Origin of the sequence: Rahnella perminowiae (assembly GCF_019049755.1) — a bacterium.
Taxonomy (GTDB): Bacteria; Pseudomonadota; Gammaproteobacteria; order Enterobacterales; family Enterobacteriaceae; genus Rahnella; species Rahnella perminowiae.
Genome location: NZ_JAFMOS010000634.1, coordinates 25,624 through 41,541, shown reverse-complemented (window position 1 = coordinate 41,541; position 15,918 = coordinate 25,624). Strand labels below are relative to the sequence as shown.

The window sequence follows — 15,918 nt, the reverse complement described above, 5'->3', positions numbered from 1 at the left end:
AAATGAGAGTTAGATAGCAGAAGAATATAAATAGTTAAATAATGTTCAGTTTGGCTTTTTTTTAAACGAAATTATTAACCCTCCGAAATTTCTTCAACTAATCATGACGTTATTTTCTATCCCCCCTCTAAAAAACCTCATCACATTGCGCTAAGCATTTGTGTGGCTGCGTAAATATTGCCAAACCGTCTCCGCTCTGGCTTGACAAGGTTTTAAAACCATCCGTAAACTCTTTTCTGTGGGAATTTGTGGGGGAAAGTGGTGGAAAGGGTCACAGAGGGGTAGAGCGGTCATGTTTCGTGGCGCGACGATGGTTAACCTCGACAGCAAAGGGCGACTTGCCGTACCTACCCGTTATCGGGATTTGTTGAGCGAAGAATCGCAAGGTCAAATGGTATGTACCATAGACCTCCATCACCCATGCCTTCTTCTTTACACCCTCCCTGAGTGGGAAGTTATCGAACAAAAATTGTCCCGTCTGTCGAGCATGAACCCTGTTGAGCGCCGTATTCAGCGCCTGTTACTGGGGCATGCCAGTGAGTGTCAGATGGATAACGCCGGACGTCTGCTGATTGCAACGACATTACGTCAGCATGCCGGGCTGGCAAAAGAAGTGATGCTGGTTGGGCAGTTCAACAAGTTTGAGCTGTGGGATGAACAGACCTGGTATCAACAAGTTAAGGAAGACATCGACGCTGAACAATCGTCTCAGGAACCCCTTTCTGACCGGTTACAGGACTTGTCATTATAAGCATGGTTGAAAACTATAAACACACTTCCGTTTTGCTGGATGAAGCCGTTAACGGCCTCAACATTCAACAGGACGGCATTTACATAGACGGAACTTTTGGCCGTGGTGGCCATTCACGTTTGATTCTGTCCCAGCTTGGGCCGGACGGACGCTTGCTGGCGATTGATCGCGATCCACAAGCGATCAAAGCCGCAGAATCTATTGATGATCCCCGTTTTTCCATTGTTCACGGACCTTTTTCCAACCTTGCTGACTATGCGCGGGATCGTGGTCTGGAAGGCAAGATCGACGGCGTCTTACTGGATTTAGGTGTTTCCTCTCCGCAGCTTGACGATCCTGAACGTGGATTCTCCTTCATGCGTGACGGGCCACTGGATATGCGTATGGATCCGACCCGAGGTTATTCAGCTGCTGAGTGGCTGATGAAAGCTGAAGCTGAAGATATTGCCTGGGTGTTGAAAACGTTTGGTGAAGAGCGTTTTGCCAAACGTATCGCACGCGCGATCGTCGAGCGTAACCGCGAATTGCCGATGACACGGACCAAGGAACTGGCGGATTTGATCGCTAATGCCTCGCCAGTACGTGAGAAGCACAAACACCCGGCCACACGCAGTTTCCAGGCGATCCGTATCTATATCAACAGTGAACTGGAAGAGATTGAACGCGCGCTGGATGGCGCACTGGAAATTCTGGCGCCTGAAGGCCGTTTATCCGTGATCAGCTTCCACTCTCTTGAAGACCGGATTGTAAAACGTTTCATCCGTCAGCATAGCCGTGGCGCGCAGGTGCCGGCCGGTATTCCGATGACGGAAGCACAAATCGCAGAACTTGGCGGACGTTCACTGAAATCAGTCGGGAAAATGATGCCCTCTGAAGCCGAAGTGGCCGAAAACCCACGGGCCCGCAGTTCTGTTCTGCGTTTTGCTGAGAGAACAACAGCGTGATAGGCAACGAACGCCACGGATTAGTGGGAGTGATCGCCGGCGATATTCTTCGCAACGGCAAAATCCCGTTAATTCTGATGATCGCCGTTTTGGTCAGTGCAATTTTAGTGGTCACTACCGCTCACCGTACGCGTTTGCTGACGGCTCAGCGCGAACAATTAGTCCTGGAAAGGGATGCGCTGGATATTGAATGGCGCAACCTGATCCTTGAAGAGAACGCCCTCGGCGATCACAGCCGGGTGGAACGCATCGCAACGGAGAAATTGCAGATGCAACACGTTGATCCATCTCAAGAAATTATTGTGGTTCAACCTTAAATGCCCACGGAGAATACAGGCAGCGAATGAAAGCAACACGCACCGCGAAGTTAAAGCGTCCCGAAAACCAAGCCAGCTTCATCAGCTGGCGTTTTGCGTTGTTGTGCGCCTGTATCCTGCTGGCATTGGTTGGCCTGATGTTGCGCGTGGCGTATCTGCAGGTGATTAATCCGGATAAGCTGGTGAAGGAAGGCGACCTGCGTTCCCTGCGCGTACAAACCATTCCCACATCCCGTGGCATGATTACTGATCGCTCAGGTCGCCCGCTGGCGGTCAGTGTGCCGGTTAACGCCATCTGGGCTGACCCTAAAGAAATTAGCGATCGCGGCGGTATCACCACCGATACCAAATGGAAAGCACTGGCCGATGCGCTGAATATGCCGCTTGCTCAGCTTTCTTCCCGTATTACTGCCAATCCCAACGGACGCTTTGTCTATCTGGCACGCCAGGTCAATCCTGCGGTCGGCGAATATATTCGTAAACTCAAACTGCCGGGAATTTCCCTGCGTCAGGAATCCCGCCGCTATTACCCTGCCGGGCAGGTGACATCGCATGTTATTGGCGTCACCAATATCGACGGCGAAGGTATTGAAGGCGTTGAGAAGAGTTTTGACCGCTGGCTGACCGGTAAACCGGGCGAGCGAACTATTCGTAAAGACCGCTTCGGTCGCGTTATCGAAGATATTTCTACCGTAGACAGCCAGGCGGCACACAATCTGGCGCTGAGCATCGATGAGCGTTTGCAGGCGCTGGTTTACCGCGAGCTCAATAACGCGGTGGCATTCAATAAAGCGGAGTCGGGCACTGCGGTGCTGGTCGATGTGCAAACCGGTGAAGTTCTGGCGATGGCCAACAGCCCGTCCTACAACCCAAATAACATGCCGGATACGCCAAAAGACGTGATGCGTAACCGCGCCATCACCGATATCTTCGAACCGGGTTCAACCGTGAAACCGATGGTAGTGATGACGGCATTGAAAAATGGTGTGGTGCGCGAGAACAGCGTACTCAATACCTTGCCGTACCGGATTAACGGTCATGAGATTAAAGATGTGGCCCGTTACGCGGAACTTTCCGTCACGGGTATCTTGCAGAAGTCGAGTAACGTTGGTGTTTCACGACTGGCGTTATCGATGCCATCCGCAGAGCTGGTAGACACTTACTCGCGATTCGGATTGGGAAAACCGACCAATTTGGGGCTGGTCGGAGAAAGCAGTGGCTTATACCCTAAAAAACAACGGTGGTCTGACATAGAGAGGGCCACCTTCTCTTTCGGCTACGGGCTAATGGTGACACCTCTCCAGCTAGCGCGAGTCTATGCAACCATCGGCAGCATGGGCGTTTATCGCCCGTTGTCGATTACCCGGGTTGATCCGCCGGTTTCCGGCGAGCGCGTTTTCCCTGAACCACTGGTGCGTACCGTCGTACATATGATGGAAAGCGTGGCGCTGCCCGGCGGTGGCGGTGTGAAAGCGGCGATCAAGGGCTACCGCATTGCGATCAAAACCGGTACCGCGAAAAAGGTCGGGCCGGACGGGAAATACGTTAATAAATACATTGCCTATACCGCCGGCGTTGCGCCAGCAAGCAATCCAAGATTTGCCCTTGTCGTGGTTATCAACGATCCACAGGCAGGGAAATATTACGGTGGGGCCGTTTCCGCACCGGTGTTTGGCGCCATCATGGGCGGGGTATTGCGTACCATGAACGTTGAACCAGATGCGCTGACTGCCGATGAAAACGCAGACATAGTGAATAATCAAAAAGAGGCTTCAGGTGGCAGATCGTAATTTGCGCGACATCTTAGCGCCCTGGGTGAGTGATGCCCCGGCGGTAGCGCTAAAAGACATGATTCTGGACAGCCGCGTTGCAGCTGCCGGCGATCTGTTTGTCGCGGTTTCAGGCCATACCAGTGACGGGCGTCGTTTTATTCCCCAGGCAATTGCTCAGGGCGTCGCCGCCGTGGTGGCCGAGGCAAAAGGTGAACAAAAGCACGGAACGGTCTGCCAGATGCATGGTGTACCGGTCGTTTATCTGGAAGATTTAAATATTTTGCTGTCACAGCTGGCGGGCCGTTTTTACCAGCAGCCGGGCAAAACATTACGTCTTGTTGGCGTAACAGGCACCAATGGCAAAACCACCACCACGCAACTGCTGGCGCAGTGGAGCCAGTTGCTGGGCGAAACCAGTGCCGTCATGGGCACCGTGGGCAACGGGTTGCTGGATAGCGTCGTGCCCGCCGAAAACACCACCGGTTCTGCCGTACAGGTTCAGCATATTCTGGCTGATCTGGTGAAACAGGGCGCAACTTTTGCTGCAATGGAAGTTTCTTCACACGGGCTGGTTCAGCATCGTGTTGCCGCACTGCCCTTTGCCGCTGCCGCATTTACCAACCTGAGTCGTGATCACCTTGATTATCATGGTGATATGCAAAGCTATGAAGACGCCAAATGGCAGCTTTTCGCTTCACATCAGGTCGGCCAAAAAATTATTAATGCTGACGATCACGTTGGCGCACGCTGGCTGGCAAAAACGCCAAATGCGATTGCGGTCAGCATGGAAGACAAAATTCCGGCAGGCTGGAATGGCCGCTGGCTGGTAGCCCGTAGCGTGAATTATCACGATAACGGTGCCACCGTAAACATCGATTCCAGCTGGGGCGAAGGCCGGCTGGAGAGCCGCCTGATGGGCGCATTCAACGTCAGTAACCTGCTGGTTGCCTTGGCAACGCTGCTTTCTCTGGACTATCCGCTGGCACAATTGCTGGCGACAGCCTCTCAGTTGCAACCGGTCTGCGGTCGCATGGAAGTTTTCAATGCGCCGGGTAAACCCACTGCAGTGGTTGATTATGCTCATACGCCTGATGCACTGGAAAAAGCCCTGGCGGCAGCACGTCTGCATTGTCGTGGCACATTGTGGTGTGTCTTTGGTTGCGGTGGCGATCGTGACAAAGGCAAGCGTCCGCTGATGGGCGGTATCGCTGAGCAATACGCCGACCGCGTGATTGTTACCGATGATAATCCCCGCAGTGAAGAGCCTCGCGCTATCGTTGCCGATATTCTTGCAGGCCTGCTTGATGCCGGGCGCGCGCAGGAAATTCATGGCCGCGCAGAAGCAGTCACCAGTGCGATCATGCAGGCTAAAGAAGATGATGTCGTGTTGATTGCCGGTAAAGGGCATGAGGATTACCAGCTTGTCGGCAATCAGCGTCTCGATTATTCCGACCGCGTTACGGTCGCTCGTTTGCTGGGGGTGATCGCATGATCCGCGTTTCCCTGCAAACTCTGGCCGATGCGCTCAACGCTGAGCTTATCGGGGTTGATACCCAAATTGACAGTGTAACGACCGATACCCGTCAGGTGACCGAAGGCGGTTTGTTTGTGGCACTCAAAGGCGAAAAATTTGATGCCCATGACTTTGCGGTTGATGCCGTAAAAGCCGGTTCCGCGGCTTTACTGGTAAGTAAGCGCTTACCGGTGGATGTTCCTCAACTCCTGGTAACGGACACTCGTATTGCACTCGGACAACTGGGCGGTTGGGTGCGTCAGCAGGTTCCTGCCCGAGTCGTTGGTCTGACGGGGTCTTCCGGCAAGACTTCTGTGAAAGAGATGACAGCGGCGATTTTGCGCGAGTGCGGCAATGTGCTGTATACCGCAGGTAACTTCAATAACGATATTGGTGTTCCGCTGACATTGCTGCGACTGACGGCAGAACATGATTTTGCTGTGATAGAAATGGGCGCGAATCATCCGGGTGAAATCGCCTATACCACTGCGCTGGCGCGGCCTGAGACGGCGCTGGTAAATAACCTGTCTGCCGCACATCTGGAAGGTTTCGGTTCCCTTGCCGGCGTGGCCCGTGCGAAAGGCGAGATTTTCGAAGGGCTGCCGAAAAAAGGCATTGCCGTTATTAATGCGGACAACAATGATTATGCCAACTGGCAGCACAAGCTTAACGGCAAAACTGTCTGGCGTTTCTCCCCGATTCTTGCTGAAGGCATCGATTTCAGTGCAACTGACGTCAAGCTCAGCCCGTTAAATACCGCATTCACGCTGCATTCTCCTCAGGGAAACATTGACGTTTCACTGCCGGTGCCTGGCCGTCACAACATCGCCAATGCCCTGGCTGCGGCCGCGCTGGCGCTGTCTGTAGGCGCATCGCTGGAAAACGTGCGCGCCGGGCTGGCGACATTGCAATCCGTCAAAGGGCGTCTGTTCCCTATCGCACTTTGCGACGGCAAAACTTTGCTCGATGACAGCTACAACGCCAACGTCGGTTCCATGACCGCTGCCGCACAGGTGCTGGCAGAGATGCCGGGATACCGCGTAATGGCGGTAGGCGATATGGCGGAACTGGGCGCTGAAAGCGAAAGCTGCCACCGCCAGGTCGGCGAAGCTATCCGCGACGCCGGTATCGACAAGGTATTCAGTATTGGTCATGACAGCCGCATCATCAGTGATGTCAGCGGGTGTGGTGAACATCTGGAAGATAAGGCAGCCCTGACGGCCCGTTTAACGAGCTTACTGTCTGAACATGCGGTAATTACCGTTTTAATTAAAGGTTCACGTAGTGCCGCAATGGAGCAGGTAGTACGCGCGTTACAGGAGAATGCAACATGTTAGTTTGGCTGGCCGAACACTTGGTCAAATATTATTCCGGCTTCAACGTCTTTTCTTACCTGACGTTTCGCGCCATTGTCAGCCTGCTGACCGCGTTGTTCCTGTCGTTATGGATCGGGCCTCGCATGATTGCCCGCCTGCAGAAAATGTCTTTCGGTCAGGTTGTGCGTAACGACGGCCCGGAATCACATTTCAGTAAACGTGGTACACCGACGATGGGCGGCCTGATGATTCTGGCGTCTATCACGATTTCCGTATTGATGTGGGCCTATCCGTCCAACCCGTACGTGTGGTGTGTACTGTTCGTATTGCTGGGTTACGGGGGGGTGGGCTTTATCGATGACTACCGCAAAGTCGTGCGTAAAGACACCAAGGGCCTGATTGCCCGTTGGAAATATTTCTGGCAGTCCGTGATTGCGCTGGCGGCGGCCTTCACGATGTATGCCATTGGTAAAGACACGCCTGCGACCGAGCTCGTGGTGCCGTTCTTTAAAGACATCATGCCGCAGCTGGGTTTGATGTACATCCTGCTGAGCTATTTTGTGATTGTCGGTACCAGTAACGCAGTAAATCTGACGGACGGTCTGGATGGTCTGGCGATTATGCCAACGGTTTTCGTCGCGGCGGGGTTTGCGCTGGTGGCATGGGCGACCGGTAACATGAATTTCGCCAGCTATCTGCACATTCCGTATCTGCGCCATGCCGGTGAGCTGGTGATCGTGTGTACTGCCATTGTCGGTGCCGGGCTGGGGTTCCTGTGGTTCAACACCTATCCGGCACAAGTTTTCATGGGGGATGTCGGCTCTCTGGCTTTGGGAGGCGCGCTGGGTACTATCGCCGTGCTGCTGCGTCAGGAGTTCTTACTGGTGATTATGGGCGGTGTGTTTGTTGTCGAAACGCTGTCGGTCATCCTGCAGGTCGGGTCCTTTAAGTTACGTGGGCAGCGTATTTTCCGTATGGCGCCGATTCATCATCACTATGAACTTAAAGGCTGGCCGGAACCGCGCGTCATTGTGCGTTTCTGGATTATTTCGCTGATGCTGGTGCTGATTGGCCTGGCGACGCTGAAGGTACGATAAATATGGCTGACTATCAGGGTAAAAAAGTGGTCATCATCGGGCTGGGTCTTACCGGCCTCTCTTGTGTTGATTTCTTTGCAGCACGTGGCGTAACGCCGCGTGTTATTGATACCCGCGTCAGCCCGCCAGGGCTCGATAAACTGGCGGATAACATTGAGTGTCACCTCGGTTCGCTCAATGAAGACTGGCTGCTGGACGCGGATTTGATCATTTCAAGTCCGGGTGTTGCGCTGGCAACGCCGGCACTCAGCGCTGCTGCAGACGCAGGCGTGGAAATCATCGGCGATATCGAATTGTTCTGCCGTGAAACGCAAACCCCGATCGTCGCCATTACCGGTTCGAACGGCAAAAGCACCGTCACCACGCTGGTTGGCGAGATGGCGAAAGCGGCCGGATGGCGCACGGGCGTAGGCGGTAATATCGGTTTGCCTGTGCTGACTATGTTGGATCACGAATATGATTTGTTTGTGCTTGAGCTCTCCAGCTTCCAGCTTGAAACCACGCACAGTCTGCACGCGGCTGCGGCGACCATTCTTAACGTAACTGAAGACCATATGGATCGCTATCCGTTTGGTTTGCAGCAATACCGGGCAGCCAAGCTGAAGGTTTACGAGAACGCAGCATTGTGTGTCGTTAATGCCGACGATGCGCTGACCATGCCGGTACGTGGTGCGGATAAACGTTGTGTGAGTTTTGGCGTCGATGTGGGTGATTACCATCTGACCCGTCAGCAAGATGATATCTGGTTGCGTGTCCGTGGTGAGAAAGTCCTGAATACCCGCGAAATGCCGCTCACAGGACGCCATAACTATACCAATGCCCTGGCGGCGCTGGCGCTGGCGGATGCGGTCGGTATCCCTCATGCATCCAGTCTGAAAGCGCTGACGACCTTTACCGGTCTGGCTCACCGTTTCCAGCTGGCATGGCAGCATAACGGCGTGCGCTGGATTAATGATTCGAAGGCCACCAATGTGGGCAGCACCGAAGCGGCATTAAACGGGCTGCATGTTGAAGGCACGTTGCACCTGCTGTTGGGCGGAGACGGGAAATCAGCTGATTTCTCGCCACTGACGCGCTATCTGCAAGGCGATAAGTTACGTATTTATTGTTTTGGGCGTGATGGTGCGGAGCTTGCGGATTTGCGTCCTGAGGTTTCCTCCCTGTTTGAAACGATGGAACAGGCGATGCGTGATATCAGCACGCGTGTGGCTTCCGGGGACATGGTTTTACTGTCGCCAGCCTGCGCGAGCCTGGATCAGTTCCGCAGTTTTGAACAACGCGGCGATGTCTTTACCGCGCTGGCGAAGGAGCTGGGCTCATGAGGATTCGGATCCCCGGGCTGAGCCTCGCCGCCAAGTTTAATGACTGGGTGATGGGCTCCAAAGAAAACGACTCCGTCACACTGGTGTTGTATGACCGGACGTTGCTGTGGCTGACATTCGGATTGGCTATCGTCGGCTTCGTGATGGTGACATCGGCCTCAATGCCGATTGGCCAGCGTCTGGCAGATGACCCGTTTTTGTTTGCTAAACGCGATGCCATTTATCTCGGTCTGGCGTTTGGTTTATCGCTGGTGACATTACGCGTGCCGATGGCGGTCTGGCAGAAGTACAGCAACGTTCTGCTACTGCTGTCGGTGATCATGCTGCTGGTGGTGCTGGTTGTGGGTAGCTCGGTTAACGGGGCATCACGCTGGATTTCTCTCGGACCCCTGCGTATTCAGCCAGCAGAGTTCTCCAAGTTGTCACTGTTTTGCTACCTCGCCAGCTATCTGGTGCGCAAAGTGGATGAAGTGCGCAGTAACTTTTGGGGCTTCTGCAAACCCATGGGCGTGATGGTGGTGCTGGCCGTATTGCTGTTGGCTCAGCCTGACCTCGGTACGGTGGTTGTGCTGTTTATCACTACGCTGGCGATGTTATTCCTGGCGGGTGCCAAGATGTGGCAGTTCCTGGCCATTATCGGTTCGGGCGTATTCGCCGTAGTACTGCTGGTTCTTGCCGAGCCATACCGTATGCGTCGTGTGACATCGTTCTGGAATCCGTGGGCGGATCCGTTTGGTAGTGGCTACCAGTTAACGCAGTCACTGATGGCATTTGGTCGTGGGGAATTCTGGGGGCAGGGATTAGGTAATTCAGTCCAGAAACTGGAGTATTTACCTGAAGCACATACTGACTTTATCTTCTCCATTTTAGGTGAAGAGTTGGGGTATTTCGGTGTGGTTTTAGCCCTGTTAATGGTATTCTTCGTCGCTTTTCGCGCCATGTCTATCGGACGCAGGGCGTTAGAAACTGACCAGCGTTTTTCCGGGTTCTTAGCCTGTTCAATTGGCGTATGGTTCAGCTTTCAGGCGTTGGTTAACGTCGGAGCCGCGGCGGGCATGTTGCCAACGAAAGGTCTGACACTGCCGCTCATCAGTTACGGCGGTTCGAGCCTGTTAATTATGTCGACGGCAATCGTGTTATTGCTGCGAGTGGATTTTGAAACGCGGCTGGCAAAAGCCCAGGCGTTTGTAAGGAGTGCCCGATGAGTGGCAATGCCCGGCGTTTAATGGTGATGGCCGGCGGTACCGGTGGACATGTTTTCCCTGGACTGGCAGTAGCCCATCATCTTATCGCGCAAGGTTGGGAAGTTCGCTGGCTGGGTACAGCAGACCGGATGGAAGCGGATTTGGTACCCAAACACGGTATCGATATTGATTTCATTAAAATTGCCGGATTGCGTGGGAAAGGTCTGAAAGCGCAACTTACTGCCCCTGTTCGCATATATCATGCGTGGCGTCAGGCGAAGGCGATCATGAAACGCTTCCAGCCAGATGTGGTATTGGGCATGGGCGGATACGTGTCCGGCCCCGGGGGGCTGGCGGCCTGGTCACTGGGCATTCCGGTGGTGTTACACGAGCAAAATGGTATTGCCGGTATGACCAATAAAGGTTTGTCGCATATTGCCAAAAAAGTGTTGCAGGCGTTTCCGGGTGCATTTCCACATGCTGACGTTGTTGGCAATCCGGTGCGCACGGATGTCCTGGCGCTGGAATTACCGGCAACCCGACTGGCCGGTCGTGAAGGGCCAATCCGTGTGCTGGTGATTGGTGGCAGTCAGGGCGCACGCGTCCTTAATCAGAGCATGCCGGACGTGGCGGCGCTGATGGGCGATAAAATTACGCTGTGGCATCAGGTGGGTAAAGGTGCGCTGGAGTCCGTGAATCAGGCTTATGAAAAAGCCGGTCAGGCGCAGCATAAAGTGACCGAATTCATTGATGACATGGCAGAGGCTTACGCCTGGGCTGATGTGGTGGTTTGCCGTTCCGGGGCGTTAACGGTCAGCGAAATTGCTGCCGCAGGCTTACCCGCGATTTTTGTGCCTTTCCAGCACAAAGACCGTCAACAGTACTGGAATGCGCTGCCGCTGGAAAAAGCCGGCGCTGCGAAGATTATTGAGCAGAAAGATTTTAGTGCCGCCGCCGTCGCTGATCTGATGGCCGGATGGGACAGAACCCATCTGATGGGGATGGCGATGGCTGCACGTGCCGCCGCCATTCCCGATGCGACAGAGCGTGTTGCCGCAGAAGTGGTTACCGCCAGCAAAAAATGAAAGTGAACGGGCCATGCAGTGTATGGTCCCAGCCGTAAGAAACGGATTAATCAGTAACCTGAAATAGTGAATAAAAACGTGAATACACAACAATTGGCGAAACTGCGTACCTTCGTGCCTGAGATGCATCGTGTCCGGCACATTCACTTTGTTGGCATCGGTGGTGCCGGCATGGGTGGTATCGCCGAAGTGTTGGCCAATGAAGGCTATCAGATCAGCGGTTCTGATTTAGCACCGAATGCAGTGACTCAGCAACTGACTGCACTGGGCGCGACGATTTATTTTAATCACCGCCCTGAGAACGTGCTGGATGCCAGCGTGGTGGTGGTTTCCACGGCGATTTCATCCGATAACCCGGAAATCGTTGCGGCGCGCGAAGCCCGTATTCCGGTGATCCGCCGTGCGGAAATGCTTGCAGAACTGATGCGTTTTCGTCACGGCATCGCCGTGGCAGGTACGCACGGTAAAACAACGACCACGGCAATGGTAACCAGTATTTATGCCGAGGCCGGGCTGGATCCGACCTTTGTCAACGGCGGACTGGTGAAAGCCGCAGGCACGCATGCGCGTCTGGGTTCAAGCCGTTTTCTGATTGCTGAAGCAGATGAAAGCGATGCGTCTTTCCTGCATCTGCAACCGATGGTTGCTATCGTGACCAATATCGAAGCAGATCATATGGATACGTATCAGGGTGACTTTGAAATCCTGAAACAAACCTTCATCAATTTCCTGCATAACCTGCCGTTTTACGGACGCGCAGTGATGTGCATTGATGATCCGGTGATCCGTGAGCTGATACCCCGCGTAGGCCGTCATATGACGACGTACGGTTTCAGCGAAGATGCCGATGTGATTATCGAAAACTATCGTCAGGTAGGTGCGCAAGGGCACTTTACGCTGCGCCGCCAGGACTTGCCGCTCATCAGTGTGACGCTGAACGCGCCGGGTCGTCACAATGCCCTGAACGCTGCGGCCGCCGTCGCCGTCGCGACTGACGAAAATATCAGCGACGACGCTATTTTACGTGCGCTGGCAGGCTTCCAGGGTACCGGACGCCGTTTCGATTTCCTGGGCGAGTACGCGCTGGAAAATGTGAACGGTAAAACGGGGAGTGCAATGCTGGTCGATGACTACGGTCACCATCCGACAGAAGTCGATGCCACGATCAAAGCGGCACGTGCGGGCTGGGCAAACAAACGCCTGGTGATGATTTTCCAGCCGCACCGTTACACCCGTACCCGCGATTTGTACGATGATTTTGCCAATGTGCTTTCACAGGTTGATGTGCTGATTATGCTGGATGTCTATCCGGCCGGAGAAGCGCCAATCCCGGGCGCGGACAGCCGCTCGTTGTGCCGCACTATTCGCGCACGCGGCAAGCTTGATCCGATTTTGGTTTCTGATATTGAGGCGGTGCCGGAAAGTCTGGCGCAAATCCTTGACGGTGATGATTTAGTTCTGGTTCAGGGTGCCGGTAATGTCGGCAGAGTAGCCCGTAAATTGGCTGATCAAAAGCTGCAACCGGTTAAGAAAGGTGAAGAACATCATGTCTGAGAAAGTAGCGGTATTGTTCGGGGGAACTTCCGCAGAACGCGATGTGTCATTACAGTCAGGCGCCGCGGTACTGGCAGGTTTACGCGAATCCGGTGTTGATGCCCACGGCATCGATACCAAAACCTTTAATGTGGCGCTTCTCAGGGAAGAAGGTTACAGCAAAGTCTTTATCGCACTTCACGGTCGCGGTGGCGAAGACGGGACGATGCAGGGGTTGCTGGAACAAATCGGTTTGCCTTATACCGGCAGCGGTGTAATGGCGTCGGCGCTGACCATGGATAAGTTCCGCACCAAACTGGTGTGGCAGGCTTTAGGGCTACCGGTTACGCCGTTTGTCGCATTGCATCGTTCACAAATTGAAGAAGCAGGGCAGGGCGCTCTGGCGGCAAAAATCGCCGAACTGGGTCTGCCGCTGATCGTCAAACCAAGCCGTGAAGGTTCCAGTGTCGGGATGAGCAAAGTGACAACGGAAAAAGAGTTGCTGCCTGCTCTGCAGGAAGGCTTCAGGCATGACGATAACGTACTGATCGAAAAATGGCTGAGCGGCCCGGAATATACCGTGGCTATCGTGGGCGATCAGGTGATGCCATCCATTCGCATCCAGCCTGCCGGTACATTTTATGACTATCAGGCAAAATATTTGTCTGATGAAACACAATATTTTTGCCCGAGCGGGTTAAGCGAAGCGCAGGAGCAGCAGTTGACTGTGCTGGCGTTGCAGGCTTATAAGGCGCTCGATTGCAGCGGCTGGGGGCGTGTCGACGTCATGCAGGACGGTGATGGCAACTTCAATTTACTGGAAGCGAATACCTCGCCAGGAATGACGAGTCACAGTCTGGTGCCGATGGCGGCTAAACACGCCGGGCTGAGTTTCCCGCAACTCGTTTTCCGTATTCTGGAACTGGCAGACTGATATGTCGCAAGCCGCCCTGAATACCCGAGAGCGTGAGACGGCTGAGAGCAACGGCCGTCGCAGTAACGGTGGCCAGCTGGCAGGGATCGTGTTTCTGCTGCTGGTGGTAGGAACGATTTTATGGAGTGCGTGGGCCGTTGTCGGCTGGATGCAGGATGCAAACCGATTGCCGTTATCCCAGTTAGTCGTCACCGGCGAGCGGCATTACACGACCAATGATGATATTCGTCAGGCGATTCTGTCCTTAGGGGCACCGGGAACGTTCATGACGCAGGATGTAAACGTCATTCAGCAGCAGATTGAGCGTTTACCCTGGATAAAACAGGTCAGCGTACGTAAGCAATGGCCGAATGAACTCAAGATACACCTCGTGGAGTATGTGCCGGTCGCACACTGGAATGATCTGCATATGGTTGATGCCGATGGCAAATCTTTCAGCATACCCGCTGAGCGTGTGGTCAAACAAAAAATGCCGTTGCTTTACGGTCCGGAAGGCAGCGAACAGGATGTTTTGCAGGGCTTTCAAACGATGAGTCAGGCGCTGGCCGCCGGAAAGTTCACGTTGAAAGCGGTAGCAATGAGTGCACGTCACTCGTGGCAGTTAACTCTGGATAATGACGTCCGGCTGGAATTGGGGAGAGATGACCGGATGGGGCGTTTACAACGTTTTATCGAGCTTTACCCGCGATTCCAGCAACAGGCACAAGCCGATAAAAAACGCATCACTTATGTCGATTTACGTTATGACAGCGGTGCGTCGGTGGGTTGGGCTCCAGAGTTTATTGACCAGCAAAACAGTAATCAGCAACAGAATCAGGCACAGGCTAAACAACAATGATCAAGTCGACGGACAGAAAACTGGTAGTTGGGCTGGAGATCGGTACGGCAAAAGTAGCCGCATTGGTGGGGGAGGTTCTGCCCGATGGCATGGTCAATATTATCGGTGTGGGCAGTTGCCCGTCCCGGGGCATGGACAAGGGTGGCGTGAATGATCTGGAATCGGTGGTGAAGTGCGTACAGCGCGCCATCGATCAGGCTGAACTGATGGCGGATTGCCAGATTTCCTCTGTTTACCTTGCTTTGTCTGGTAAACATATCAGCTGTCAGAATGAAATAGGGATGGTTCCTATTTCAGAAGAGGAAGTCACGCAGGAAGATGTAGAGAATGTGGTGCATACCGCTAAATCAGTCCGCGTGCGGGATGAGCATCGGGTTCTGCATGTGATCCCTCAGGAATATGCCATTGATTATCAGGAAGGGATTAAAAATCCGGTCGGTCTTTCCGGCGTGCGTATGCAGGCTAAAGTCCACCTGATTACCTGCCATAACGATATGGCAAAGAACATTGTGAAGGCGGTTGAACGCTGTGGCTTAAAAGTTGACCAGCTGATTTTTGCCGGTCTGGCCGCCAGTTATGCGGTACTGACCGAAGATGAGCGTGAATTAGGGGTTTGTGTCGTTGATATTGGTGGTGGAACCATGGATATCGCGGTTTATACCGGCGGCGCACTACGTCATACTAAGGTCATCCCGTATGCAGGGAACGTGGTCACCAGCGACATCGCTTATGCGTTTGGAACGCCGCCGACCGATGCCGAAGCGATCAAAGTTCGCCACGGTTGTGCATTAGGATCGATTGTCGGCAAAGACGAAAATGTCGAAGTGCCGAGCGTCGGTGGACGTCCACCACGCAGTCTGCAGCGTCAGACACTGGCTGAAGTTATCGAGCCTCGTTACACAGAATTGCTGAATTTAGTGAACGACGAAATTTTGCAATTGCAGGAGCAGTTACGTCAGCAAGGCGTAAAACATCATCTGGCCGCTGGCATTGTACTCACAGGCGGTGCAGCACAAATTGATGGTCTGGCAGCTTGTGCGCAGCGGGTATTTCATACCCAGGTGCGCATCGGGCAACCTTTGAACATCACCGGGCTGACAGATTATGCGCAGGAACCTTACTACTCAACGGCTGTAGGGCTGCTGCACTACGGGAAGGAGTCTCACCTGAGCGGTGAGGCCGAAGTGGAAAAACGCGCCTCAGTGGGCAACTGGTTCAAACGAATCAACAGCTGGCTGAGAAAAGAGTTTTAATGTTTTAACAACGGGATCATGCTGTTAAGCTTTTTGATCCCGAAGCGACAGGCACAAAA

The 15,918-nt window shown here is 53.8% G+C and carries 14 protein-coding genes; all 14 read left to right on the top strand.

What is annotated here, in order from left to right; translation table 11 throughout:
* Positions 1–292 precede the first annotated feature (292 nt).
* The 14 genes from mraZ to ftsA all read left to right on the top strand — a co-directional run bounded on the left by mraZ (position 293) and on the right by ftsA (position 15,859).
* Positions 293–751, top strand: a complete 459-nt coding sequence (gene mraZ, locus J1785_RS23795; protein WP_034787151.1) for a division/cell wall cluster transcriptional repressor MraZ — start codon at positions 293–295, stop codon at positions 749–751.
* A gap of 2 nt (positions 752–753) precedes the next feature.
* Entirely contained in the window at positions 754–1,695 is a 942-nt protein-coding gene (gene rsmH / locus J1785_RS23790) for a 16S rRNA (cytosine(1402)-N(4))-methyltransferase RsmH (RefSeq protein WP_129953207.1), read from the top strand.
* Positions 1,692–2,012 carry a cell division protein FtsL gene (ftsL, locus tag J1785_RS23785; protein ID WP_129953206.1) on the top strand — a complete coding sequence of 107 codons (321 nt, stop codon included), beginning with the start codon at positions 1,692–1,694 and terminating at the stop codon, positions 2,010–2,012. Before rsmH ends, ftsL begins: the two co-directional genes overlap by 4 nt.
* 26 nt (positions 2,013–2,038) lie before the next feature.
* Entirely contained in the window at positions 2,039–3,802 is a 1,764-nt protein-coding gene (locus tag J1785_RS23780) for a peptidoglycan glycosyltransferase FtsI (protein ID WP_129953205.1), read from the top strand.
* Positions 3,789–5,276 (top strand): UDP-N-acetylmuramoyl-L-alanyl-D-glutamate--2,6-diaminopimelate ligase, encoded by a 1,488-nt coding sequence (gene murE, locus J1785_RS23775; RefSeq protein ID WP_129953204.1) that lies wholly within the window; start codon positions 3,789–3,791, stop codon positions 5,274–5,276. Before J1785_RS23780 ends, murE begins: the two co-directional genes overlap by 14 nt.
* Positions 5,273–6,634 (top strand): UDP-N-acetylmuramoyl-tripeptide--D-alanyl-D-alanine ligase, encoded by a 1,362-nt coding sequence (gene murF / locus J1785_RS23770; RefSeq protein WP_217220917.1) that lies wholly within the window; start codon positions 5,273–5,275, stop codon positions 6,632–6,634. Before murE ends, murF begins: the two co-directional genes overlap by 4 nt.
* A complete protein-coding gene (gene mraY / locus J1785_RS23765) occupies positions 6,628–7,710 on the top strand; it encodes a phospho-N-acetylmuramoyl-pentapeptide-transferase (RefSeq protein ID WP_217220916.1) in 1,083 nt (360 codons plus the stop codon). The genes murF and mraY overlap by 7 nt, the downstream gene beginning before the upstream one ends.
* A gap of 2 nt (positions 7,711–7,712) precedes the next feature.
* Positions 7,713–9,032, top strand: a complete 1,320-nt coding sequence (murD, locus tag J1785_RS23760; protein WP_129953201.1) for a UDP-N-acetylmuramoyl-L-alanine--D-glutamate ligase — start codon at positions 7,713–7,715, stop codon at positions 9,030–9,032.
* A gap of 2 nt (positions 9,033–9,034) precedes the next feature.
* A complete protein-coding gene (gene ftsW / locus J1785_RS23755) occupies positions 9,035–10,237 on the top strand; it encodes a cell division protein FtsW (protein WP_370278342.1) in 1,203 nt (400 codons plus the stop codon).
* On the top strand, positions 10,234–11,301 hold the full coding sequence (murG, locus tag J1785_RS23750) for an undecaprenyldiphospho-muramoylpentapeptide beta-N-acetylglucosaminyltransferase (protein ID WP_129953199.1): 1,068 nt from the start codon (positions 10,234–10,236) through the stop codon (positions 11,299–11,301). The genes ftsW and murG overlap by 4 nt, the downstream gene beginning before the upstream one ends.
* Positions 11,302–11,379: 78 nt before the next feature.
* The gene (gene murC, locus J1785_RS23745) at positions 11,380–12,855 is read left to right on the top strand and encodes a UDP-N-acetylmuramate--L-alanine ligase (protein WP_217220915.1); all 1,476 of its coding nucleotides are present in this window, start codon (positions 11,380–11,382) and stop codon (positions 12,853–12,855) included.
* Positions 12,848–13,768, top strand: a complete 921-nt coding sequence (locus J1785_RS23740) for a D-alanine--D-alanine ligase (RefSeq protein ID WP_129953197.1) — start codon at positions 12,848–12,850, stop codon at positions 13,766–13,768. Before murC ends, J1785_RS23740 begins: the two co-directional genes overlap by 8 nt.
* Before the next feature lies 1 nt (position 13,769).
* Positions 13,770–14,606, top strand: a complete 837-nt coding sequence (gene ftsQ / locus J1785_RS23735) for a cell division protein FtsQ (protein ID WP_129991313.1) — start codon at positions 13,770–13,772, stop codon at positions 14,604–14,606.
* Positions 14,603–15,859: a cell division protein FtsA gene (gene ftsA / locus J1785_RS23730; RefSeq protein WP_009634688.1), complete on the top strand. Its 1,257-nt coding sequence runs from the start codon at positions 14,603–14,605 to the stop codon at positions 15,857–15,859. The genes ftsQ and ftsA overlap by 4 nt, the downstream gene beginning before the upstream one ends.
* The last annotated feature ends 59 nt before the right edge of the window (positions 15,860–15,918 follow it).